The 23,728-nt window shown below is 33.0% G+C and carries 24 protein-coding genes; all 24 read right to left on the bottom strand.

The features are described from left to right. Window positions 1–2: 2 nt before the first annotated feature. Window positions 3–1,082 (bottom strand): HlyD family secretion protein, encoded by a 1,080-nt coding sequence (locus tag ACFSC2_RS07845; protein ID WP_379816846.1) that lies wholly within the window; start codon window positions 1,080–1,082, stop codon window positions 3–5. Window positions 1,083–1,093: 11 nt separating this feature from the next. After that, window positions 1,094–2,413, bottom strand: a complete 1,320-nt coding sequence (locus ACFSC2_RS07840) for a TolC family protein (RefSeq protein ID WP_379816845.1) — start codon at window positions 2,411–2,413, stop codon at window positions 1,094–1,096. Continuing rightward, entirely contained in the window at window positions 2,403–3,032 is a 630-nt protein-coding gene (locus ACFSC2_RS07835) for a TetR/AcrR family transcriptional regulator (RefSeq protein ID WP_379816844.1), read from the bottom strand. The genes ACFSC2_RS07840 and ACFSC2_RS07835 overlap by 11 nt, the downstream gene beginning before the upstream one ends. A 173-nt stretch (window positions 3,033–3,205) precedes the next feature. Continuing rightward, on the bottom strand, window positions 3,206–3,919 hold the full coding sequence (locus ACFSC2_RS07830) for a hypothetical protein (RefSeq protein ID WP_379816843.1): 714 nt from the start codon (window positions 3,917–3,919) through the stop codon (window positions 3,206–3,208). Between the two features lie 41 nt (window positions 3,920–3,960). Continuing rightward, window positions 3,961–4,515 (bottom strand): hypothetical protein, encoded by a 555-nt coding sequence (locus tag ACFSC2_RS07825; RefSeq protein ID WP_379816842.1) that lies wholly within the window; start codon window positions 4,513–4,515, stop codon window positions 3,961–3,963. Window positions 4,516–4,633: 118 nt separating this feature from the next. Further along, the gene (gene trpA, locus ACFSC2_RS07820; RefSeq protein ID WP_379816841.1) at window positions 4,634–5,395 is read right to left on the bottom strand and encodes a tryptophan synthase subunit alpha; all 762 of its coding nucleotides are present in this window, start codon (window positions 5,393–5,395) and stop codon (window positions 4,634–4,636) included. A 190-nt stretch (window positions 5,396–5,585) separates the two neighbouring features. Then, window positions 5,586–6,323, bottom strand: coding sequence for a carbon-nitrogen hydrolase family protein (locus ACFSC2_RS07815; protein ID WP_379816840.1), 738 nt, complete (start codon window positions 6,321–6,323; stop codon window positions 5,586–5,588). A 6-nt stretch (window positions 6,324–6,329) separates the two neighbouring features. Next, window positions 6,330–6,650, bottom strand: a complete 321-nt coding sequence (locus ACFSC2_RS07810) for a gamma-glutamylcyclotransferase family protein (RefSeq protein ID WP_379816839.1) — start codon at window positions 6,648–6,650, stop codon at window positions 6,330–6,332. 70 nt (window positions 6,651–6,720) lie between these two features. Then, window positions 6,721–7,902 carry a tryptophan synthase subunit beta gene (trpB, locus tag ACFSC2_RS07805; protein WP_379816838.1) on the bottom strand — a complete coding sequence of 394 codons (1,182 nt, stop codon included), beginning with the start codon at window positions 7,900–7,902 and terminating at the stop codon, window positions 6,721–6,723. Window positions 7,903–7,913: 11 nt separating this feature from the next. Next, window positions 7,914–8,546 carry a phosphoribosylanthranilate isomerase gene (locus ACFSC2_RS07800; protein ID WP_379816837.1) on the bottom strand — a complete coding sequence of 211 codons (633 nt, stop codon included), beginning with the start codon at window positions 8,544–8,546 and terminating at the stop codon, window positions 7,914–7,916. A gap of 202 nt (window positions 8,547–8,748) precedes the next feature. After that, the gene (gene trpC / locus ACFSC2_RS07795; RefSeq protein ID WP_379816836.1) at window positions 8,749–9,528 is read right to left on the bottom strand and encodes an indole-3-glycerol phosphate synthase TrpC; all 780 of its coding nucleotides are present in this window, start codon (window positions 9,526–9,528) and stop codon (window positions 8,749–8,751) included. 148 nt (window positions 9,529–9,676) lie between these two features. Next, window positions 9,677–10,669: an anthranilate phosphoribosyltransferase gene (trpD, locus tag ACFSC2_RS07790; protein ID WP_379816835.1), complete on the bottom strand. Its 993-nt coding sequence runs from the start codon at window positions 10,667–10,669 to the stop codon at window positions 9,677–9,679. A 44-nt stretch (window positions 10,670–10,713) separates the two neighbouring features. After that, window positions 10,714–12,405 carry a right-handed parallel beta-helix repeat-containing protein gene (locus ACFSC2_RS07785; protein WP_379816834.1) on the bottom strand — a complete coding sequence of 564 codons (1,692 nt, stop codon included), beginning with the start codon at window positions 12,403–12,405 and terminating at the stop codon, window positions 10,714–10,716. 120 nt (window positions 12,406–12,525) lie between these two features. Continuing rightward, the gene (locus tag ACFSC2_RS07780; RefSeq protein ID WP_379816833.1) at window positions 12,526–13,092 is read right to left on the bottom strand and encodes an anthranilate synthase component II; all 567 of its coding nucleotides are present in this window, start codon (window positions 13,090–13,092) and stop codon (window positions 12,526–12,528) included. Window positions 13,093–13,181: 89 nt separating this feature from the next. Beyond that, a complete protein-coding gene (locus ACFSC2_RS07775; RefSeq protein ID WP_379816831.1) occupies window positions 13,182–13,625 on the bottom strand; it encodes a hypothetical protein in 444 nt (147 codons plus the stop codon). An 88-nt stretch (window positions 13,626–13,713) separates the two neighbouring features. Beyond that, window positions 13,714–15,114, bottom strand: a complete 1,401-nt coding sequence (locus ACFSC2_RS07770) for an anthranilate synthase component I family protein (RefSeq protein ID WP_379816830.1) — start codon at window positions 15,112–15,114, stop codon at window positions 13,714–13,716. A 293-nt stretch (window positions 15,115–15,407) separates the two neighbouring features. Next, on the bottom strand, window positions 15,408–16,688 hold the full coding sequence (locus ACFSC2_RS07765; RefSeq protein ID WP_379816829.1) for a hypothetical protein: 1,281 nt from the start codon (window positions 16,686–16,688) through the stop codon (window positions 15,408–15,410). A gap of 208 nt (window positions 16,689–16,896) precedes the next feature. Next, a complete protein-coding gene (locus tag ACFSC2_RS07760) occupies window positions 16,897–17,463 on the bottom strand; it encodes a YceI family protein (RefSeq protein ID WP_379816828.1) in 567 nt (188 codons plus the stop codon). Window positions 17,464–17,502: 39 nt separating this feature from the next. Next, entirely contained in the window at window positions 17,503–18,135 is a 633-nt protein-coding gene (locus tag ACFSC2_RS07755; RefSeq protein ID WP_379816827.1) for an NAD(P)H-dependent oxidoreductase, read from the bottom strand. Window positions 18,136–18,148: 13 nt separating this feature from the next. Beyond that, window positions 18,149–18,607 (bottom strand): MarR family winged helix-turn-helix transcriptional regulator, encoded by a 459-nt coding sequence (locus tag ACFSC2_RS07750; protein WP_379816826.1) that lies wholly within the window; start codon window positions 18,605–18,607, stop codon window positions 18,149–18,151. Window positions 18,608–18,894: 287 nt separating this feature from the next. Then, on the bottom strand, window positions 18,895–20,472 hold the full coding sequence (locus ACFSC2_RS07745) for a glycerol-3-phosphate dehydrogenase/oxidase (protein WP_379816825.1): 1,578 nt from the start codon (window positions 20,470–20,472) through the stop codon (window positions 18,895–18,897). Window positions 20,473–20,895: 423 nt separating this feature from the next. Continuing rightward, window positions 20,896–21,372, bottom strand: a complete 477-nt coding sequence (locus ACFSC2_RS07740; RefSeq protein WP_379816824.1) for a DUF6691 family protein — start codon at window positions 21,370–21,372, stop codon at window positions 20,896–20,898. 10 nt (window positions 21,373–21,382) lie between these two features. Continuing rightward, the gene (locus tag ACFSC2_RS07735; RefSeq protein WP_379817014.1) at window positions 21,383–21,946 is read right to left on the bottom strand and encodes a YeeE/YedE family protein; all 564 of its coding nucleotides are present in this window, start codon (window positions 21,944–21,946) and stop codon (window positions 21,383–21,385) included. Between the two features lie 255 nt (window positions 21,947–22,201). After that, window positions 22,202–23,620 carry an MBL fold metallo-hydrolase gene (locus ACFSC2_RS07730; RefSeq protein WP_379816823.1) on the bottom strand — a complete coding sequence of 473 codons (1,419 nt, stop codon included), beginning with the start codon at window positions 23,618–23,620 and terminating at the stop codon, window positions 22,202–22,204. Between the last annotated feature and the right edge of the window lie 108 nt (window positions 23,621–23,728).

Raw genomic sequence — 23,728 nt, 5'->3', positions numbered from 1 at the left:
ATTTATTTTAAATGTACGTCTACGTCAACATTCATTCCTGGACGTAATAATTTTACTTTTTCAGGATCGTTTGATTCGTCTAGACTAATTTTTACTGGTAATCTCTGAATTGTTTTTACGAAGTTCCCTGTTGCATTATCAGGAGGAAGTAAAGAAAAACGTGATCCTGTTGCAGGAGAAAATGATGTCACAGTTCCTTTAAACTCATAGTTTGGATAAGCATCTACTTTTAAGCTTACTTTTTGCCCCACAACCATTTTGTTTAATTGTGTTTCTTTAAAATTTGCTACAACCCAAGCTTCATTATTATTAATGATATAAAATAAAGATTGTCCTGGTTGTACCAATTGTCCTGGCTGAATATCAACTTTAGAAACCTGACCGTCAATTGCAGCAGTAACTACTGTATAAGAAAGGTTTAAGTGAGCAACATCAAGCATTGTTTTAGCTTTTTTGATGTTTGCAGAAGCAACTTCAGTTTGTTTGTCAGAAACTTTAGATTTAGATTCAATTACCGATTTTTGGTAAGAACTTGCTTTTTGTTGTTGTTCTAAAACACGTACTTGGTTTTCAGCTTCATCTTTTGCAGCCTGAGCTTGCTCAAATTGCTGTTTTGTGATTGTATGTGTTTTGTATAAATTGTTGTAACGGTTAAAATCGTTTGTCAATTGTCTCAATCTGATTTTTGCACTTTCAATAGAACCAGTAGCAGATCTCATTTGAGCATCAGAAACAGAAATACTTGCGTTAGCAGATCCAATATCAGCTTTTGCAGCTTCGTACTGACCTTCAGCTCCTAATAAAGCAGCATTTGCTTCGTCAATTTTTAACTGATAATCTCTCTTATCGATTGTAAATAAAGTATCTCCTTTTTTTACAAAATCATTATCTTTCACATAAACCTTGCTGATATAACCAGAAACTCTAGGAATAATTGGGTTCATTTTTTTCTCAATCTGAGCATCATCAGTTTCTTCATGAGCTTGTGCGTGTAAGTATTTAGATATTCCGTAAGTTCCGCCCACTAAAACCAAAACGGTTAGTATGATGATGAATTTTTTATTTGTCTTTTTCTTTTCCATGAGAGCTGTGATTATATTTTAGAAAGATTGAATGATTGTGATAATTGTCCTGATACTGAAAGTAATTCGTAATATTTTTGAATGATTGCCGCTTTTGCTACAGCTGTATTGATTTTTGCGCTTAATTGTTCAACATCAGCCTCAACCAAATCATTGGTATCTGCCAAACCGTTGTCAAATTTATCTTTTACAAGTCTATAGTTTTCAGTAGCTTGTTGAAAAGCTTCTTCATAAACCACACTTTGATTGATTGCTAAATCGTAATCTTCGATAGATTTCTGCACTTCAACCTTGATGCGGTCAGTCATAATAGCTTCTGTATTTTTTACTTCAAGCGCTCTGCTTTCAGCTTGTTTTACATGTGCGCTGTTTTTTAGAATACCAGATAAATCATAAGATAAACCTAAACCAAAGTTCATTGCATATTTTACAGTAATAATATCTTTAAGATCTAAAGCTGTGTAACCACCAAGTAACGAAAGGGTTGGGTAATAACCTGCTTTTGCAATCTTAACATTAGATTCTGAAGCTTTTTGCTGTAAACGAATAGCCTCTAAATCTTTTCTGTTTTCAAGAGCCATCGCATCCGATGTTGGGGCGTTAGCTGTTTTCAAATTGAAGAAATCATCTTCATTAACCTGAATTTTTACTGAAGGATCTAATTTAAGTAATGTGACAAGATAAAAGTTAATGTTATTGAGATTATTATTAGCTTCATCGATAGATAATTGCGTTTTTGAAACCAATAACTGCGCTTTCAATAAATCATTTCTCGGGATAATTCCGTTTTTCTCTAATTCAATAAAATCAGTTACACGCTGTTTAGCACTTTTTTGGTTTTCATTTAAAACATCCAAAGTTTTTTGTGCTTTGTATAAAGCTGTGTAATAAGTGATTACTCGTAAAGCAACATCTTCTTTAGTTTTTTCTGCAGTAACCGTTTCCGCTTCATACAAACTTTCGTAAGCATCAATATTGCTCTGAATTTTAAATCCAGCAAAAATTGGTAAACTTAAATTTGCCATTCCGATCATTGCGCGGTCAGGTGAAGCTAAAGAACCACTTTCACCCTGATTTGGCATATCGATAGAAGCTTTTGTTAATCTTTGGTATTGCCCCGAAATTTTTAAATCTGGATATTGGTTATTTTTAACCGACTGAAGTTCATATTTTTTTGAGTTTACCTTAGTGTTGGCAAGCGTAACTTCGTTACTCTTTTCCCATGCCATTTTAACGGCTTCGTCTAAGGTTAAACTTGTTTTTTCTTGTGCTTCTATTGAAGATATTCCGATAAAGAAAACTCCAAAGAGCATTAATTGACTAATTTTCATAAACAAGTAGCGCTTTTATAGTTTGTTGAATGTGCTTTGTAAGATCGTTTTTAATGTAATTGTTAAACATTTCTTCAGTTTTTAAATCCAGTAATTCTTCGAAGAAAGAACGATTCATGTGAAAGTGAAAAAAGGTTCCAATGATAGTAGGAGTAATCAGTTGAATCGTAATATCTTTTCTGAAAACACCCTGGTCCTGACCTTGTTTGATAATACTCTCTACAGCTTTTAGATTTCCTTTTTTAAGTTCCGTAAAAGCATTTAAGCTTTTTTCTCGTTTTTTATTGTTAAGTTCAAAATGTAAAACCCTGTAAATGCCTTTGTTAAGGCAAATTCGGTTAACGTAAATTTCGATTAATTTCTTGACTTTTTCAAGAGGTTCGAGATTTTCCTGCAATAAATTTTCGAGTTGTAATTTTAGATCAACAGTTTTATGAAGAATCAAAGCTTCTAATAGCTTTTCTTTTGATCCAAAATAATACGAAACCATGGCAATATTAATTTTTGCCTCTTTAGAAATATCGCGTATCGAGGTTCCTTCAAATCCTTTCTCAGAAAAAAGTCTTTCTGCGACTTCAAGAATCTGAATTTTTTTGTCGTTTAATTCGATGTTTGACATAGTATTGTTTCTAATCGAGTACAAAATTAAACACTTGTTTAATTTAAACACTTGTTTAATTTTATTTTAACATAACATTAACATAAAACAGTTTCGGTGTTTTGGACTTTAGGTTTGTACATAGAGCAAAAAAAGCCTGAAAAATCTACTCTCTCAGGCTAATTGTTTTCAATTTAATTTTTTGGTAATTTCACTTGCTTAAAAATACCAATATTAGAAAATGATCGAATGTCAGTTTTGTTTTTTGGTGTCAGATCATATTGGATATTAGAAATAATTTCATTTTTTGGGGATAATTTCAAATCTTCAATTTCTATTTGTGAAACAATGTTTGGGCTTTTTGTTCTGATAAAAACATTTGTTTTTTTGACTCTTAAAACATCTAAATGTTCAGGCTCCAAACTCTTAATATCATTTAAATTATAAAAGAAAATACTATCGCGAGATTCTTTAAATGTTTCAAATTGATATCTTTTATAACCTTGATTTCTAAGCAAAAATCCTTCATTTTGGAAAATCTTAGTTGTAACTTTAATTTCTTTTTCCTCACTATCCTTAATTTTTAAAGGAGTAAAGATTTTGTTAGTGGCTATTTGATCATCAAATTCTTCGCAGACAACACCAGAAATATTCTGTTTTGTTGGAACGGTTTCAAAATATTGAAAAGGTAATGATTCAGTATTATTAATATCAAATACATAAATTGAATCTAAAATTATATATCCAAATTTATGTGAATCTCGCCCTCCCCAAGCATCATATTTATAAATAACTTTTGAAGAATTTTCAATTTTTAAAACATACAATTCTGATAAATCCCAACTATTATCACAGTTTGTAAAAAGAATCAGAGTAGATACAAACATAATGAGCTTGCAAATTTTCATAAGTAGAATTTAGATGTTATTTTTAAGTGATATCTGAATTTTTATTGCTTTATAATCCACCTGTTATCTTCGAATTTATAAATATATAAAGGACTTCCTAAACAGACGAACATTGGCGTATAGAATATTCCTGCAACATTATTTCGTTCATCTATAATAGGTTTCGAAAAACATAAAATACCTTTTGGACATTTTTTTAAGAGAATGAGGTCTCTGTCTTTAATCGCTGTGTCTAAAACAAAATCTCTTTTGATAATTTGGATATTTTTTTGCTTTAAAAAAAAAGTATCTAAGATGAATTTTTCGGAAACTTTTTCTAAGCTATCCAATTGTTTTGTGTTTTTTAGATGAAGTTTTTTGACAATAAATGGCTCGATATTAATTTCAATATCTGGATGTTCATTATTTCTTGTTTTAATCATTGACTCTTGCGGTATTTCTAAAATGCATGCACATGAATCATCTGTAATAATCTGTTGAATCAATTCATTAGCTTTTTTATTGTAAGATATTTGCGAAAAAGTCTCGTCTTTTTTACAGCTTGCAAAAAGTAAAAAGACACCAGATATAAATAGAACTAAATTCAGTTTCTTCATATAATTTTTAGGATAAATTTCTTTATAAATATAATTATCTATCAACACAATTTAGTAATAAAAAAAACGGCATTTAAAAAATTAAACGCCGTCTCAATTTATATTTTGAAAAGAAATTCTATCGAATCCCTCCAACAAACTCCGAAATTTTTCCACTTCCATTTTCGGATAAATGCTTAACAAAGGCACTTCCTATAATAGCTCCTTTTGCGTATTTAGTAGCTTGATTGAAAGTTTCTTTGTTCGAAATTCCGAAACCAACAATCTGTGGGTTTTTCAAATTCATTTGAGCAATTCTCTCGAAATAAGTTTCTTGAGTATCTCCAAATCCAGCTTGTGAACCCGTAACGCTCGCAGAACTTACCATATAAATAAATCCGTTCGAAACGCTGTCAATAAAACGAATACGTTCGTCTGAAGTTTGAGGCGTAATAAGGAAAACGTTTATTAAGCCATATTTTTCGAAAATAGCTTTGTATTCATCTGCATAAACATCAACCGGAAGATCTGGAATAATTAAACCGTCAATTCCGATTTCAGCACATTTTTGGCAGAAAGCTTCAACACCATATTGCAACATCGGATTAAAATATCCCATAATAATCAACGGAATTTTTACGCTTTCGCGGATATTTTTAAGCTGATCAAAAAGAAGCTGCGTTGTCATTCCGTTTTGTAAAGCCGTTGTCGAACTCGCCTGAATTGTCGGTCCGTCTGCCAAAGGATCGCTGAAAGGCAATCCGATTTCGATTAAATCAACTCCGTTTTTCTCTAAATCCTGAATAATCTGAACGCTGTCATTCAAATTAGGAAATCCTGCCGAAAAGTAAATTGACAAAATCTTTTTATCTTCTTGTAATTTCTGAGTTATTCTGTTCATTTCTAATATTTTTTATCCTAACAGGTTTTTAAAACCTGTTAGGTATGTTTATGTTTTGTTTTGCCAAAGATTAAAAGTTTGTTTCACGCAGATTTAGAATGATTTAAGCAGATCAACATGATTTTATTTTAATTAAAATCTGTTTAAATCTGTAAAATCTGCGTAAAAAAACTTTTTAAATCTTTGATTTTTAAATTTTCAAAACTCTACTTTCCCAATTATTATTTTTGCTTTCAACAATTAATAATCCAGAATCTGAGTCATTCATTTGGGCAATTAATTCCCCTTTATTATTCCAAAAAGCGCTTTGTCCTGCAGATGGCGAACCCCAAGATTCTCCCGCAAAATTGGACATTAAAACATTCATTTGATGTTTAGCAGCATAACTTTGTAAATCCCGATATGCACTCGGAATTCCGTTTGGCGAAAAGAAGATGCTCGCAATATAAATATCTGTACCTTTTTTCGAAGCATTTTCAGGATGCTTTGGATTGTCAATATCAGCGCAAATTGCAAAAGAAATTTTCTTGTTTTCGATCTCAATCATCGGATTATAATTGAACGAAGAAATAAAGAATTCATCTTCACCTTCATGCAAAAATTGCTTTGTGTAAATAGAAACCGATTGATCTGGAGCAATTACAAATTGACCGATAAACATCTCGGAATCAATTATAATCGGCGCACCTGCAATAATGATGATTTTATGTTTTGCAGCCAATTCTTTGAGATAATTAATTCTAGAATCGTCTTTTGTAAAAGCTAGAGGTGCTGCATCAATCCTTTCATATCCTGTGATAGACATTTCTGGAAATACAATCAAATCTGCTCCATTTTGACCAGCTAATTCAATAAGACGATAATGATCTAATAAATTAGCATCAATATTGTATCTGTTTGGTTTTGTTTGCGCTGCCGCTAAAATCATTTTTGATTATTTATTTTCGGTGTAAATCCAAGCCGTTCTTCCAGATTGAAGTTTGACTTGAACCCTCTTGTATGAATTAGATTCGAATTGATCTACTTTTAACAGTTCTGGATTAGAAACTTCAAAAACAGCACCATGTATAATGTCCTCCAAACTTTCGCTTGGTACAGCCACAACATAATCTGCCATTCCAAATTCTTCTTCTATTTGTAAACTTTTAAGTTTGAAACCCAGTATTTGATCTGGTGATCCAACTAAAACTTTATTAAAAATCTGCATTTGAATTTGTTTCGATCTTAATGTTCCGTATGAGAATAATAGTTCCATAATTATAATTTTCTCTTAATTTGTTAGCATTCGTGATGGCTTGATCCGAAGGTCCAAATTACAATTTTTATTACAATTTAAAGTAATCAATATAATTATCTAAATCTTTATCACCGCGGCCAGAAAGGCTGATCACTACAACATCTGTAGGTTTAAATTTTTTCTGATCTAAAACAGCAAAGGCGTGAGCACTTTCGATAGCAGGAATAATTCCCTCCAATTTGGTTAATTGAAGACCAGCATTCATAGCATCATCATCGGTAACTGAGAAAAATTCTCCTCTTCCAGATTGTGCTAAATGTGCATGCAAAGGTCCAACTCCAGGATAATCTAAACCTGCGGAAATAGAATAAGGCTCTGTAATTTGTCCGTCTGGAGTCTGCATTAAAAGGGTTTTGCAACCGTGAATAATTCCTACTTTTCCTAATTTGCTTGTTGCAGCACTATGACCACTGTCAACGCCCATTCCAGCAGCTTCAACAGCAATAATTCCCACTTCTGGTTCGTGCAAAAAGTGGTAATACGTTCCGGCAGCATTACTTCCGCCGCCAATGCAAGCCACTACATAATCAGGATTTTCGCGGCCTTCTTTTTCTTTTAACTGCCATTTAATTTCTTCTGAAATAATGCTCTGAAAACGCGTTACCATATCTGGGTAAGGATGGGGTCCAATTGCCGATCCGATAATATAATGTGTGTCAACCGGATTGTTGATCCAATCGCGAATTGCTTCGTTTGTAGCGTCTTTTAAAGTTCTTGAACCTGAAAGTGCTGGACGAACTTCTGCGCCTAACATTTTCATACGTGCTACGTTTGGTGCTTGGCGCGCAATGTCAATTTCACCCATATAAACAATGCATTCAATTCCCATTAAAGCACAAACCGTTGCAGTAGCTACGCCGTGCTGTCCTGCTCCTGTTTCGGCAATAATTCTTTTTTTGCCTAAACGTTTTGCAAGCAAAATTTGCCCAATGGTATTGTTTACTTTGTGTGCTCCTGTATGATTTAAATCTTCTCTTTTTAAGTAAACTTTGGTATTGTACTTTTCAGACAAACGTTTTGCAAAATACAACGGACTAGGGCGTCCAACATAATCTTTAAGCAGTTGGTTAAACTCCACTTTAAAGTCAGGTTCGTCCATTATACTTAAGTATTTCTGACGTAGTTCTTCTACATTCGGATATAACATTTCTGGAATATAAGCACCGCCAAATTCTCCGTAATATCCTTTTTCGTTAACGTTAAAACTCATTTTTTGAAATTTTAAAAGTTTGCAACCTCAAATTTTCGCTTGAAGTTGGTTAATAAATTTTTGTTTTTAAGCCCCGGTTCGATTTCAAATTTACTGTTTATATCGACTGCATAAATCGGTAAATTGGTTTTTGAAATTTCTTCAATGGCCTTCAATTCTTTAATTCCGATACCGCCACTTAAGAAAAAGGGCTTTTTGGAATTGTATTTTTTTAATATTGTCCAGTCGAAAGTTGTCCCATTTCCGCCTGGAAGTTTTCCTTTGGTATCAAACAGGAAATAATCAGCGACTTCTTCAAAAGGTTTTATAACTTCAAAATCGAAATTTTCATCTGCAGAAAATACTTTGATGATTTCAATTTTCTTTGGAAGTTTTTCCTTTAAAGCTGAACAAAATTCAACTGATTCTTCTCCATGCAATTGAACGGCTTGTAAATTGTATTTTTCGACTTTCTCCAGAATTTCTTTCTGACTTTGATTGACAAAAACGCCCACTTTTTTGATTGTTTTTATCAGTTCGGGAACATTCCCATTGCAATATCTAGCGGACTTTTCCCAGAAAATAAATCCCATATAATCGGGTAGGAGCGCGCCTACTTCGAGGATATTTTCTGGATATTTCATGCCGCATATTTTGAGTTTCATTTTCGTTGTGTTTTTTACCGCAAAGTGCGCTAAGGTTTTTTGTGTTTGATTATGCTTTGAAAAGATTAAGTTCACAAAGCTTTGTGCTTATTTTTGCCACGAAAGTGCCAAGGACACTAAGTTTTTGTTTTTTTTGCCACGAATTACTCGAATTACACTAATTTAATTCGTGGAAATTTGTGTAATTTGTGGCAAACTAAAATTATATTCTACTAATAAATTCTGTTGCTGCTTGACCTGCGTTATCGGTTTTCATGAAGTTTTCTCCAATTAAAAAACCTTTGTAGCCATACGGTTTTAACTCGTGAATAGCTTCAATAGATGAAATACCGCTTTCCGAAACTTTTACAAATTCGTCTGGAATTTTTTCTGCCAATTCTTTACTGAAATCTAAACTTACTTCGAAGGTTTTTAGATTTCTGTTGTTTACACCAATCATGTCCAATGTCGGCATAATTGATTTTTCTAGTTCTTCCAGATTGTGAACTTCCAAAAGAACTTCTAAACCTAAATTCTTAGCAAATTCAGATAAAGATTTGATTTCTTCTCTCGTTAAAACTGCTGCGATTAATAAAATCAAATCGGCTCCGTGAGCTTTTGCTTCTAAAATTTGATATTCGTCTACGATAAATTCTTTTCGCAAAAGCGGAATATTTACTGATGCTCTTGCTAAAAGTAAATCGTCAAGCGAGCCTCCAAAATATTTTCCGTCTGTTAAAACCGAAATTCCGCAAGCACCTGCATTTTCGTAACCTTTTACCACTTCTTCAACCGTAAAATTATTGTTGATAATAGATTTTGAAGGCGAACGACGTTTGTGTTCTGCGATAATTCCAGAATTGCTGTTTCTTAAGTTTTGACTTAATGAAATGGTTTGTTTTCCAAAAAACACTGAAGCTTCCAACTGAGAAACCGGAATAATTGATTTCTTTAGAATCACTTCTCGTTTTTTGTCTACTATTATTTTATCTAAAATATTCATTGTTGTTGTTTTGCCGCAAAGTCACAAAGGCGCAAATTTAATTAGTGCAAATTCGTGAAATTTGTGTTTGTTTTTATTTGTTTCAAGTTTCAAGTCTTTTTAGTTTCACGTTCTAATAACTTGAAACCTTAAACCTGAAACTAAAAAATTATTTACTTAATTCTTGTAATGTTTGTAAAGCTTTCAATCCTTTTCCAGAGAATAAACTTTCTTTTGCCAGTTCAAAACCTTCTTGTGGAGAACATTTTGTCACGGTTGAAATTGCCATTGCTGCATTCGCACAAACCACATTATTCTGCGCTTCATTTCCTTTTCCAGAAATAATATTGGTGAAAATTGCAGCAGATTCTTCAATGGTTTTTCCGCCTTCGATTTCGGTTTGAGATAAAAGTCTAACGCCTAAATCACTTGGATTCAACATTCCTTCCATATGACTGGTAATAATCTTGGTTGGACCTGTTAATGAAATTTCATCATATCCGTCAAGCGAATGAAGTATCGTAAAGTTTACATTCGTATTTTGGTACAAATAAGCATACATTCTCGCCAATTCTAAATTGAAAACGCCGACCAATTGATTTTGTGGAAATGCTGGATTTACCATTGGTCCCAACATATTAAAGAATGTTTTTACCGCTAATTCTTTTCTGATCGGGCCAACGTTTTTCATAGCTGGGTGAAATAGGGGAGCGTGTAAAACGCAGATTCCAGCTTTCTCCATACATTTTTCTAAAAATCCTGGATCGTTACTAAATTTTATTCCCATTTTTTCCATCACGTTGCTCGATCCAGAAATAGACGAAACTCCGTAATTTCCATGTTTTGCTACTTTAATTCCTGCTCCAGCCGAAACAAAAGAAGCCAAAGTTGAAATATTGAAAGTATCTTTTCCGTCACCGCCCGTTCCACACAAATCAATAGTATTATAAGCCGATAAATCTACACGGATGCAAAGTTCTAATAAAGCTTCGCGAAAGCCCGAAAGTTCATCAATCGTAATGCTTCGCATCATAAAAACAGTCAAAAATGCCGAGATCTGACTCGGATTGTATTGACCGCTTGAGATATTAATCAAAACGTTTTTTGCTTCTTCTTTAGAAAGCACTTCGTGGTTGATTAATTTATTTAATATTGTTTTCATTTTTTTATTCTAAGTTGTGTTCTATTGTTAAGAATAGAATTTGTTTATTTTTTTATAAATTTTCCTGAGCTAATGGAGGTACTGCCATTCATAATTGTGTATAAGTATACTCCTTTTGTAAGATGGTCAGACACTTTCCATTGATAGGCAGAGGTAGAATTTGACAACTTTACTTGATCAATAGTTTTTCCATTAATATCAAAGAACTTAATTGAATCGAAAGTTAAATTTTGGTTTGTTTCAAAAGATAAATAATCAGATGTTGGATTAGGAAAAACTTTAACAGTTATTGACTTAGGATTTGTAAAGTCTCCAGTTGATAAATTCCCGCCTAATTCTTTTGCACCTATATCAGCAATAGTACCATTTAATATAACTATAGATGGATCACCGGCATCTACCGCAGGAGAATCACTTCTTAAATCACAGAAATTGTTATTTCCTAAAACAGTAGATTCAAATTGAGGATCAACAAAAATATTGTAATAGGCATCTGCAGGTGTATTGTTTTTATTTGTTGTAATAATGGTGCCCACACCTACAGGTAATAGATTACCTATTCCAGAACCATTATTGTAAATTAAATTATAAGAAACTAATTGAGGTTTGTATGTTCCACTAGAATAAATTGCATAATTTGAATTGTTACTTATGATATTTGAATTAATAATAGGATTTGGTATTATCGATGGATTATCATATAAACCAATACCATGTTGATTATAAATTAATGTATTATTAATGATTGTTGGCTGGCCGTAAGTAACAAATATTGCAGTTCCAGTATTGAATATTATGTTTCTTTCAATTTTGTAGTTAAATTCAATCGATTGTATACCCTGATATGTACAATCATGAATAATATTATCTTTAAAAATTGATAATGTAGAAGCCTGATATATATTTATACCTATCCAAATGTGATTGTATATTTCATTGTTTTGAATTATAACTTTTCCTGTTGTATAGATTGAAAATCCATAAGCGCAATTGTATATTTTATTTTTTTCAACCACAATATTTCCTGCATTTCGGATACTTATAGCACTTTGCTCAGAATTTCTAACGATACTGTTTGTTAAAGTCAGGTTTCCTGTTATGTTTAAAATACCAATATTGTCATCATTCTTTGCTTTTCCATACTCTATAATGCAATAATCCATTTTTGAAATACCATTTACAACTATTTGATTCCAATCTTTTTTTGATGGGGAAGTGCTGTTCGATGTAAATCTAATATATTTATCAGCGGTACCATTTGCTAATAAAGTACCATTAACAGTTAAAGAATAATAACCATCAAATTTTACGTCAACTCCCTCTTCAATCGTTAATGTTTGTCCGGCAGGAACAATTATATTTCCTGTAACTCTATAGGTATTGCCTTTTGTCCATAATCCACTAACGTTACCATTTACTAAAACTAAATTGTTAGAAGATAAAGTGATATCGTTTAACGTTGCATTTCCATTTATAAAATAGTTTAATAATTCATAAGTTTGATACCCATTTTTTTCATACTTAATATTATAAACACCATTTGCAACATTAGCTGTAAATGTACCATTTGATAGAGATGTGGTTTGAGAGAAAACTGCACTTGGCGATACAGGAGTGAATGTTATCGTGCAATTTTCAAAAGTAACAACATTATCTAAAAATACTTTACCGTTTATGTCAGCTGCAAATGAATAGGCCGAAATAAGAATAAATAAACTGAGTAGAATTTTTTTCATTTTTGATTGGTTTTAAAGTTTAACTTTTTCAAGAATTAACAAGTTGATGTTAATCCTTGAAAGTTAAAATAAAATTTTTGAACTGGTTTTTTATGATTAGATTTCTTGACAAAAATCATTTTAACTCTTCACCCAATTCTCCAGCATTTTTTTTCCGTTTGGAGTTAAAACACTTTCTGGATGAAATTGTACGCCTCTTACATCATAATTTTTGTGACGAAGCGACATTACTTGTCCATTTTCATCAAACGAAGTGGCTTCTAATTCGTCTGGAAGGTTCGTGTCTACAACCCAAGAATGGTAACGGCCAACTTCGAATTCTTTTCCTAAACCTTCAAACAAAATTTCGTCGTCAACAACCGTTTTTACATGAGTGGCAACACCGTGATACACTTTGTCAAGGTTTGTAAGTGTTCCTCCAAAAACTTCTCCGATTGCCTGCTGTCCTAAGCAAACGCCCAAAATACTTTTCGTTGGACTGTATTTCTGAATGACAGCTTTTAATAAACCTGCTTCGTCTGGAATTCCTGGTCCTGGAGAAAGTAAAATTTTCTCGAAAGAAGCAATTTCGTCAATATCAAATTCGTCGTTTCTGTAAACGGTAACTTCGCAGTTTAAATCTTCTAAATAGTGCACTAAGTTGTAAGTAAAACTATCGTAATTGTCTATAACTAAAATCTTTTTCATTGTGTTGTTTTTTGTTTCAAAGTTTCAGGTTTCAAGTTTCGCGTTCCAATAACTTGAAACTTGAAACGAAAAAACTTGAAACTAAATTTTTATTTTTCTCGAACGTACTTTTCAGTAATAATTCGGTCGATTCCTAATTTCTCTACTCTTTCTACACCCGTTTGAATCAATGTGTCGTTTTGAACTTTCACTGTAAATTCAAAACTGTTGTCCTCCCAATTGCGATTATTGAAAAACTCTAAATGTTCTGTATAAGTACTGTCTTTCAAAGTATATTTTCCGCCTCCGCCAAAAAACACGGCATTTGTTGAATCTTTTCCGTTTTTCAAATCATGATTAAAAAAAGCAAAATGCGTTTCATTAATAATTTTAATCATTTTAGTTTTGGTATTGAAAGTAGAAAAAGTAGAATCTTTCTCTGTCGTTTCTGCCGATATAAGACGCCAGGTTCCTTCAATCGGATTACGTTCTTTTTCTAAATTACAAGCTGTCATACTAATAATTAAAACTAAAATTGATATTGCTTTTTTCATGGTTTTTATAGTTTTTTGTTTTTAATTGTTTCAAGTTTCAGGTTTCAGGTTTCAACAAATTGAAACTTGAAACAAAACAAACTTGAAACTAAATCTTTTCTGCCATTTCAAGTGCTGTATTCAGTGCTCTTAATTTGTTGTACACTTCCTGCATTTCGCTTTCTTCGTCAGAACTTGCAACAATTCCAGCGCCGGCTTGACAATGTAATTGATGATTTTTTGAAAGGAAAGTTCGAATCATAATTGCGTGGTTAAAGTTTCCTTCAAAATCCATGAAGCCGATAGCTCCGCCGTAAAAGTTACGATTAGTTTTTTCGAAGTCTTCAATCAATTGCATCGCTCTGTGTTTTGGCGCACCGCTTAAAGTTCCAGCAGGGAAAGTATCGGCAACAACCTGCATCGTTGTCGCTTTGTCGTGTAAATGTCCTGTAACTTTTGAAACCAAGTGAATGACGTGAGAGAAAAACTGAACTTCTCTGTATTTTTCTACATTGACATCGTGTCCGTTTCTGCTTAAATCGTTTCTGGCAAGATCGACCAACATAACGTGTTCGCTGTTTTCTTTTTTATCTTCCGAAAGTTGTTTTGCTAAAAGCGCATCTTGTTCGTCGTTTCCAGTTCTTTTGAAAGTTCCAGCAATTGGGTGAATTTCGGCTTTTCTGTTCTTTACGATAATTTGTGCTTCGGGCGAAGACCCAAATATTTTGAAATCTCCATAATCAAAAAAGAATAAATACGGAGAAGGATTGATGCTTCTTAAAGCTCTGTACACATTAAATTCGTCACCTTTAAAACCTTGTGAAAATCTTCTGGAAAGAACCAATTGGAAAACATCTCCTCTAAAACAATGTTTTTTAGCTAAAGCTACATTTTGCTTGAATTCTTCGTCCGTTAGATTGGAGAAACCTTCACCTTCTTTGGAGAATTTATATGAAGCGATATTTCTAGATTGAAGCAATTGTTCAATTTCTGCAATATTGTTTTTTCCGTCTACGCTGTGGCAGAAAATGTATGCTTCGTTTTTAAAGTGGTTAATTGCAATAATGTTTTGATAAACCGCATAAAATACATCTGGAATCGAAGTTGCGGTATCTTTTTTAGCAATCGAAACTTTCTCGAAATAACGAACAGCATCATAAGAAATGTATCCGAACAACCCATTATTGATAAATTTAAAGTCGTTTTTTTCCGATTTAAATTGACTAGAAAATTCCTGAATTACCTGCGGAATATTCGTTGAAGCATCAATATTTAAAGTTTCTGAAGTTCCGTCAGGAAAAGTTTTAGAAATAACTTCGTTTTCGATTTTTATTGTTGCAATCGGATTGCAGCAGATATAAGAAAAACTGTTGTCATTTCCGTGGTAATCACTACTTTCTAATAATAGACTATTTGGAAATTTATCTCTGATTTTAAAATAAATGCTTACCGGCGTAATCGTGTCTGCCAGAATTTGCTTGTAATGTGTGTTAAGTATAAAAGGTTTCAAAATTTATGTTTTTTAATTTTTTAATTGTGTTTGAGTTTCGGCCAAAAAAAAAGGCTTGTCGTGATGACAAGCCTTTTATATTTTATAGTTTTACAATACCATAGGAAGCTTTGTTCACGACGTCTGACGTAAATTGTTCCACCACCAAGTATTGTTTAAAATCGTGTTCATATTTGTTTTTGTTGAAGCAAAGATATAAATGTAATTTGAATTGAAGTACATAAATTTTCAAAAAAATCTTTTCGAAATCTGAAAATTTGTTAAATTTTATATAGATACACTACTTCAAACCCTTAATTTCCAATAGCTATTGTATTGTTTACATTTAATCTAAAATCTGGATTTCCTTTGATATTTGGAAGTGCAAATAACTCATTTAGCTTTATTTTGGTAAATTCTATTCCATTTGCAGGGTTGCTGTAATAACTTTTTATTCCAGAATTATTGCTTGATGATTCGCTTTCAATTTCTCCGACGCAATTATTTGCAATGATATTTTTAAAAGTGATTTTCGACAAATTAGCTTCTCCATTTCCGATTGCTCCTTCTAATAAAGCAAAAGGTGTAAATCCTGAAACAACACTATTTGTCAAGCTAAAAAATGTATTTTCTTTAATATAAGCAGATTCTCGAACCAAACCTTGATTGTTTTCTTCTAAATTGACCAAAGTAATGTTGCTCGCATTTATTTTAGTCATCTTTTTTGTCATATCAGTATTAGTGATTTTTTCATAAGAATCGACCTCGAAACATCTTGAGCCTGAAATATCTGAAGAAAAAGGATGACGAATTGCAATACTGTTTGTAATGTTGATTTGCGCGCCCTGCGTAAAATCAAAATCGTCGTCTGTAGTTCGGTACGAAATTAGATTACTCAGATTCAAATCACCTCCGTAACATTCGAAAGAATCGTCGTTAGAGAAGCTGATTTGAATATTACTTACAATTGTTTTTCTTCCAACTCCAGCCAAAGAAAGACCGTTAAGTTCTTTTGAAGCACTCAATTTTCTTCCTGCATATTCGATTCTAACATATTTTAAAATTCCAGAATTATCTTCAGGATCTTGGCCTCCGTAATGATTTAAAGTGGCTTCTAGGTCAAAAGGTAAAGTATTCACACCTCCTAAAGTATTTATTGGCGCTTTTCCTAAAATGATAATACCGCCCCAATCACCTGGTTTTCTGTTGTTTTTTTCATTTTCTGATGTAAAAACAATTGGATCCGTTTCAAGACCTTCTGCAATAATTTTTGATCCGTTTGTGATTACAAGTGTACCGCAGGTTTTGTCATCACCGCGAATTACTGTTCCAGGTTCAATAGTCAAAGTGGCATTGTTGGTAACGTAAACAACACCAACTAAATGGTAAGTATTGCGCTTTAATAAACGAGTATCTTTATCGATAGTTCCGGCAATTATATTGGTTGCTTCATTATACTCATTTACAGCCGGTTTAAAGTTTGTCCAATTGTTCATCCAGTTTGATGTACCGATGATTCCTTTTGATTGCTGTTGAGCGTGTAGAAAAAAGCTGCTAATCAGAGTAATAAATGCAATTCGTAATTTTGTTTTCATAACTATAATTTTAATTTCTAGTTTTTGATTTTTTTAATTTTCCCAAAATTAGAAGCCATATGTTAATCAAAACCCCGATGCTTATTACGAATGTGTTATTTTAAAGTTACGAACGTTATGTTTATGGAAAGTTTTATAAAAAAAAATAAACCCCAACAGCCTAAAACTGTTGGGGTTTATCGTAATGTATGAATTAGTAAGTCCTAAATTAGAATTTTAAAGCTACAGCTAATTCAAATTCGTCATTGATAGTTTTGTCTCCTAAACCTTCGAAGAAACTACCAGATCCGTATTTAATATCGTATTTAGTTCTGTCAACTTTGAAAGCAGTTGTAGCAGTGTTTCCTTTTACAGTGATGTCAAAAGTTACTGGTTTAGTAATTCCTTTGATAGTTAAATCTGCAGTTACAGTGTAAACGTCAGCAGATTTTGCACCGATAGTTTTGAAAACTAATTTTGAAGTTGGGAATTTTTCAGTTCCGAAGAAATCGTCAGCTTTTAAGTGACCATTTAATTTTCCTTGGTATTCTCCAGTTAAATCTGTAGAAGTTAAAGAAGTCATGTCAACAGTGAAGCTACCACCAACTAATTTTTTTCCTTTGAAAACTACTGCACCTTCTTTGAAGTTTACAGTTCCAGAGTGCTCTCCAGTTACTTTTTTACCTACCCATTTGATAGTAGATGCTTTTACGTCGATTTTTTTAGTTTGAGCGTTTACTGAGATTCCAGCTGCTGCTACGAATAATGCTATTGCAATTGTTTTTAAATTTTTCATGTTTGTTAAAATTAAAATTTGAATTTGATTAATAAATAATTATATAGTGATAAATAATTCCTCGTGTGATTTTCTAACTTTTTTAAAGTGCTGAGAGTTGTCCTCATCGTGTCTGTAACCTATTGTAGCGATAACAGAAGCATTTAGACCTAGTTTATCGAAACCTAAGATTTCGTTGAATTTTCCCGCATTGAAACCTTCCATCGGAGTTGCATCAATTTTTAATTCTGCAGCAGCATTTAATAAGTTTCCTAGAGCTAAATAAGTTTGCTTTGCAGTCCAGATATGTTTTGCATCTGCAGATAAATTTGCAATTACATTTTTCATCATATCGCTGAATCCTCCTAAGGCTTCAGCTGGAACACCTCTTACTTCGCTGATATTGCTGATGTATTTATCAACAGAAACTGCGTCAAGGCTTAAATCATTTGCAAAAATGAATAGGTGAGAAGCATCTGTAATCTGACCTTGTCCATAAGCGGCTCCTTTTAATTGTTCTCTAATTTCTGGATTTTCAACAATAACCACTTTATAAGGTTGTAATCCGTAAGAAGAAGCGCTTAATCTAACAGCTTCTTTTAATGTATTTAAATCGGCATCTGATATCTTTTTTGAAGCATCAAATTGTTTGGTTGCATATCTCCAATTTTGATTTTCTAAGAAATTGCTCATAGTATTTATTATTTTATTTATTGGTTCTAAATTTTTCTAATAATTGATTTAAGAATACCAGTTCATCTGGTTTTAAATTTTCAGCAAATGTGTTTTCATGCGCATCTACTTTCGGATCTAATTCTTTTAAAACGTCCAATCCTTTTTGCGTGATTAAGACTTCTATTTTTCTTCGATTATCTGGGCAGACATTTCGGGTAACAAATTCTTTTAATAATAATTTGTCAACCAATCGTGTTGTGTTGCTCGTTTTAGCAAGCATTCGTTCTTGTATTACGCACATATTGGCAGGTTTCCCTTTTTGCCCTCTTAATATACGTAACACATTATATTGCTCTCCAGATAAATCATACGGTTTGATCAACTCGTTGAAATGATCCTGAATCACATTTTGTGTGTACATGATATTCAGAATAACCTTTTTCGCATTATCCATCTTAACCGTACTCTTAATAACCTCTTCAATTGTCATAGTCGTAAGTGTATAATTTGTATATACAAATGTATAACTTTTAATAGTTGTATATACAAGTGTTTTGTTAATTTTTTGTTAATACGAAGAAATCAAAATTTATAAGAACAAAATCGAGATTAATTTGATGCTAAATTTAAAACAAATATTTAATATAATGTATTGAAATTGTTGTGTTTAACTATTTTTTAAAATTGAGAAAAGATTTTCTTTAAAAAATAATTCGAAACAGTTTTTGTAAGATGATTTTAAGGCAAATCTTCGAAGAAATGATCAAAAATCATGATTTATTGGTATTCAGGAAGGAGAAAACCTTTCGCAATTTGATTAAAATTTGAAATTTCTTTAGAAATCCATACTTCATCGTGTCCTAATTCTTTGGCAATTAATCGTGCTGTTTTTTCAGAAACTTCTATTGCAGCCCTGGCATCTAAAAATAATAAACGAACACGTCTAGCCAAAATATCATCCACAGTTCTAGCCATTTCATAACGAATTGCCCAAACAACTTCTGCCATTGTGAATTCGTATTTTGGATGCAGTTTCTCTTTTAACTCAAGCTGACTTTCCTGAAGTTCTATTATTTTAGGAATATCAGAACCATATATATAAAGGTGATTTTCTCTATCTAAAGAGTTGGTTGGTTTATTTCCGTGAATGGATAAATGCTGGGTATTACAACTTTTTTTAGGCAGTTTACCTTTTAGTATTGCTTTGTCAATAATATCTTCGGCAATTTTTCTATACGTAGTCCATTTACCTCCAGTAATCGTTATTAAGCCAGTTTCTGAAACTATAATTTTATGGCTTCTCGAAACTTCTTTGGTACTTTTACCTTCTTCTTTAGGCGCCGCCAACGGACGTAATCCAGCAAAAACAGATAATACATCGGCTCTTGTTGGTTTCTTGGCTAAGAATCTTTGAGAAGTTTCCAAAACAAATTGAATTTCGCTTTCTAAAGCAATCGGCTCTAAACTTTGTTTTTTAATTAAAGTATCAGTTGTTCCCACTACAACGTGATTGTGCCATGGAACAGCAAATAAAACTCGTCCGTCTTTTGTTTTTGGAATCATTAAAGCATTTTCACCAGGAAGAAAAGATTTATCAAAAACTAAATGTATACCTTGACTTGGAACAATATATTTCTTGTAAACATTATCATTAAGTTTCATGATAGCATTTGTAAAAACACCAGTTGCGTTTATCACAACCGATCCTTTCAATTCATATTTAATACCGCTTTCCTGATCTACAGCAATTACGCCAGTAATCTGATTTTTTTCGTCTTTAACTAAATTGACAACTTTAGTATAATTTAAAACATAAGCTCCATTTTCTACAGCAGTTTGCGCCATATTTATAGCTAAACGAGAATCATCAAATTGTCCGTCGTGATAAATAACACCATTTTTTAAACCGTTTTCCTCAACGTTTGGAAGTAGTTGAATCGTTTTCTTTTTCGAAAGATATTTAGAACTTCCTAAACTCAGACTTCCCGACAATAAATCGTAAATCTTTAATCCGAACGTATAGAAATAACCAGCGAACCAATTATAATTAGGAATAACAAATGATTGATTTTTGACTAAATGATTTGCGTTTTGAGCCAGCAAACCTCTTTCTTTTAAAGCTTCTCTAACCAAATGAATATCGCCTTGTTCCAGATAACGTACCCCGCCATGAACCAGTTTGGTGCTTCGGCTCGAAGTTCCTTTTGCAAAATCAATAGCTTCCAGTAAAATAGTTTTATAACCACGGCTTGCAGCGTCGATTGCAGTTCCGAGACCGCTTGCACCTCCGCCAATTATGATTACGTCCCATTTTTCGGTATTTTGTAATTTGGATAATTGTTCGGAGCGATTCATGCTTTATTCTAGGTATTTATTTTGGGAAATGTTGTTTGAAGCAAACTTAACGAAATGAAATTAAAAATGGATGAAGAAAAAAATCTAGTTTTTATTTGTTTTAAGTTTCAGGTTTCAAGTATTTCAAAGTAATACAAATAGGGAATGCTTAATATTCCGTAGGAATATCTCATATGTAGAAAAAAAAGATTGTTTGTCATCGTGTCCTGTAGGGACACCTGTTATGATGTGAATGATATATCCGATATGAATCAAACGTTCCTACGGAACGAAAAATCATCATACAAATTTTAGTCCACCGACAAGACATTCCTAACGGAATGAGATCTTCTTAAACAACAAACCCGACAGGTTTTTAAAACCTGTCGGGTTTATCGTGCTTTATAACTTGAAACTCCAAACAAATAAAACATGAAACAAATCTTAATGTGGCAGCTTATCCTTAATTAATCCATAAAACCAAGTTCCGGCAATCGCACTTAATAATGTAATAATAATTACCGTTGCTCCAGTTCCAATCTGCGCAAAAAGCGGACCTGGACAAGCACCTGTAATGGCCCATCCAAAACCAAACATCAATCCACCGTAGATTTGACCTTTGCTGAATGTTTTTGGTTGAATTTCGATTTTTTCTCCGTCAAGGGTTTTAATATTGAATTTTTTAATCAATTGAACTGATAGTAATCCAACAAAAACAGCACATCCAATTACGCCATACATGTGGAATGACTCTAGATGAAACATTTCCTGAATTCTGAACCAGCTGATAATTTCGGCTTTAACGAAAACAATTCCGAAAAAGATGCCGACAATTAGATATTTAAGGTTTGCGAATGCGTTTTCTTTTTTCTGACTTGCGTTAATTCCTTCGCCGTCGATATTTTTATTTTCTAAACTCATTTTCGAAATTTTAAAGTGAAAGAATATAAGGTAAAATCAAAAGAGACATTACAAAACCGCCAATCATAAAACAGATTGTTGCTACTAATGAAGGCCATTGTAAGTTTGATAATCCCATAATAGCGTGTCCGCTCGTACATCCACCCGCATAACGAGTACCGAAACCGACTAAAAATCCGCCGACAACAATCATAATAAATCCGCGAAGCGTTAATAAGCTTTCCCAAGAAAATAATTGTGACGGAACTAAACCACTGTGATCTGTGATTCCGTAAGTGGCTAATTTCTCTGATAATTCAGGCGCAATTTCTACCGGATTTGGATTTGATAAAAAATATGCCCCGATAACACCGCCAAAAAATATTCCCAAAACAAAGAATAAATTCCAGCTTTCTTTTTTCCAGTCGTATTTAAAAAACGAAATATTTGAAGGAATACAAGCCGCACAAATATGACGAAGAGAAGAACTAATCCCGAAAGATTTATTCCCGATAATTAATAAAATTGGAACAGTTAATCCAATTAGTGGACCTGCAATATACCAAGGCCAAGGTTCTTTAATGATTTCGAGTATACTCATTTTTTTAGGTTCAAAGGTTCAAAGGGGCAGAGGTTCAAAGGGAAAAACTTTGTCGCTTTGCACCTTTGCATCTCTGTACCTTAAAAAATTAGATTTTTATTTTTTAACCATATAAGTGATGTAAGAAATTATAAGTTGGAGCGTATTTTACTTATATGACTTAGATAGTTAAAGCAAATATAAGAGTTAAGATTACGCCCAATCTAAAATGAACTTATATTACTTATATGGTGAAAAATTTGTTCAATATTATGCTTTCAAAACCTTACTCTGGCAGACAAAATCCGATTTCGGAATATTCGTTTTTGAAATTGCTCCAAAACCGCCTTCTACTTCAGAGAAATTTCTGAAACCTCTTGCTTGTAAAATAGAAGCCGCAATCATACTTCTGTAACCTCCGGCGCAATGCAAATAAAAATGCTCATTTGGGTTAATATCTTTTACCCAATCATTAATATAAGCTAGAGGTTTGCTGAAAGCTTCATCAATATGTTCTGCTTCGTATTCTGTCTCTTTACGAATGTCAACCACTTTATCTTCGCCAAATTTAAAATTGTTTGCAAATTGTTCTGCGGTGATTCGGTTTACGGTATCAGTTTCAAAGCCAGCTTTTTGCCAAGCTTCAAAACCGCCTTCCAAATGTCCTATAATAGTATCAAAACCAACACGGCTTAAACGCGTAACGGTTTCTTCTTCCATACCAACTGTAGTAACCAGAATAATTGGCTGTTTTACATCAGCAATTAAAGTCCCAACCCACGGCGCAAAATCACCGTTGATTCCGATATTGATAGATTGCGGAATAAATCCTTTGCTAAAATCGACAGCACTTCTGGTATCTAAAATTAACGCTCCAGTTTCTTCAGCAACTGCTTCAAATTCTTTCACGTTTATAGCTTTCATTCCGTTATGAAGAACCGTTTCAAAACTTTCATAGCCTTGTTTGTTCATGGCAACGTTCATGCTGAAATAGGCTGGAGGAGGCAATAAACCGTCTGTAACTTCTTCAATAAATTCAGCTTCGGTCATATTAGCGCGCAAAGCATAATTAGTTGCTTTTTGATTTCCGATTGTTGAAACGGTTTCTTTGCTCATGTTTTTACCACAAGCACTTCCCGCACCATGCGCAGGATAAACGATAACCTCATCAGCCAAAGTCATAATTTTATCTCTTAACGAATGATATAAAATACCAGCTAATTGATCTTGTGTCATTCCAGCAGCTTTTTGCGCTAAATCCGGACGGCCGACATCGCCAATAAATAAAGTATCTCCAGAGAAAATCGCGTGATCTTTTCCGTTTTCGTCAATTAATAAAAAAGTAGAGCTTTCCATAGTATGTCCAGGAGTGTGCAAAACTTTAATTGTAATTTTTCCAATTTTGAATTCCTGTCCGTCTTTTGCAGAAATGCAGTCAAATTCGCAGGCCGCATTTGGTCCGTACACAATTGGCGCTCCAGTTTCTTTGCTTAAATCAACGTGTCCAGAAACGAAATCAGCGTGAAAATGCGTTTCAAAAATATATTTCAGCTTCACGCCATCGCGTTCCAAACGATCTAAGTAAGGCTGTGTTTCTCTAAGCGGATCAATAATGGCCGCTTCGCCATTTGAAGTGATATAATATGCACCTTGTGCCAAGCATCCGGTGTAAATTTGTTCTATTTTCATGATAGGTATTGTAAAATGATGGGTTACAAAGGTAACTTTGTTTTTTAATAAATTGGGTGACTAATGTTACAGAAATTAGGTTTTTGTGTAAAAAAATGTAGATTCTTC

Source organism: Flavobacterium artemisiae (genome assembly GCF_042678225.1).
GTDB lineage: Bacteria > Bacteroidota > Bacteroidia > Flavobacteriales > Flavobacteriaceae > Flavobacterium > Flavobacterium artemisiae.
Note: the sequence above shows the minus strand (reverse complement) of the source record. Positions and strands in the feature narration are given on the sequence as shown.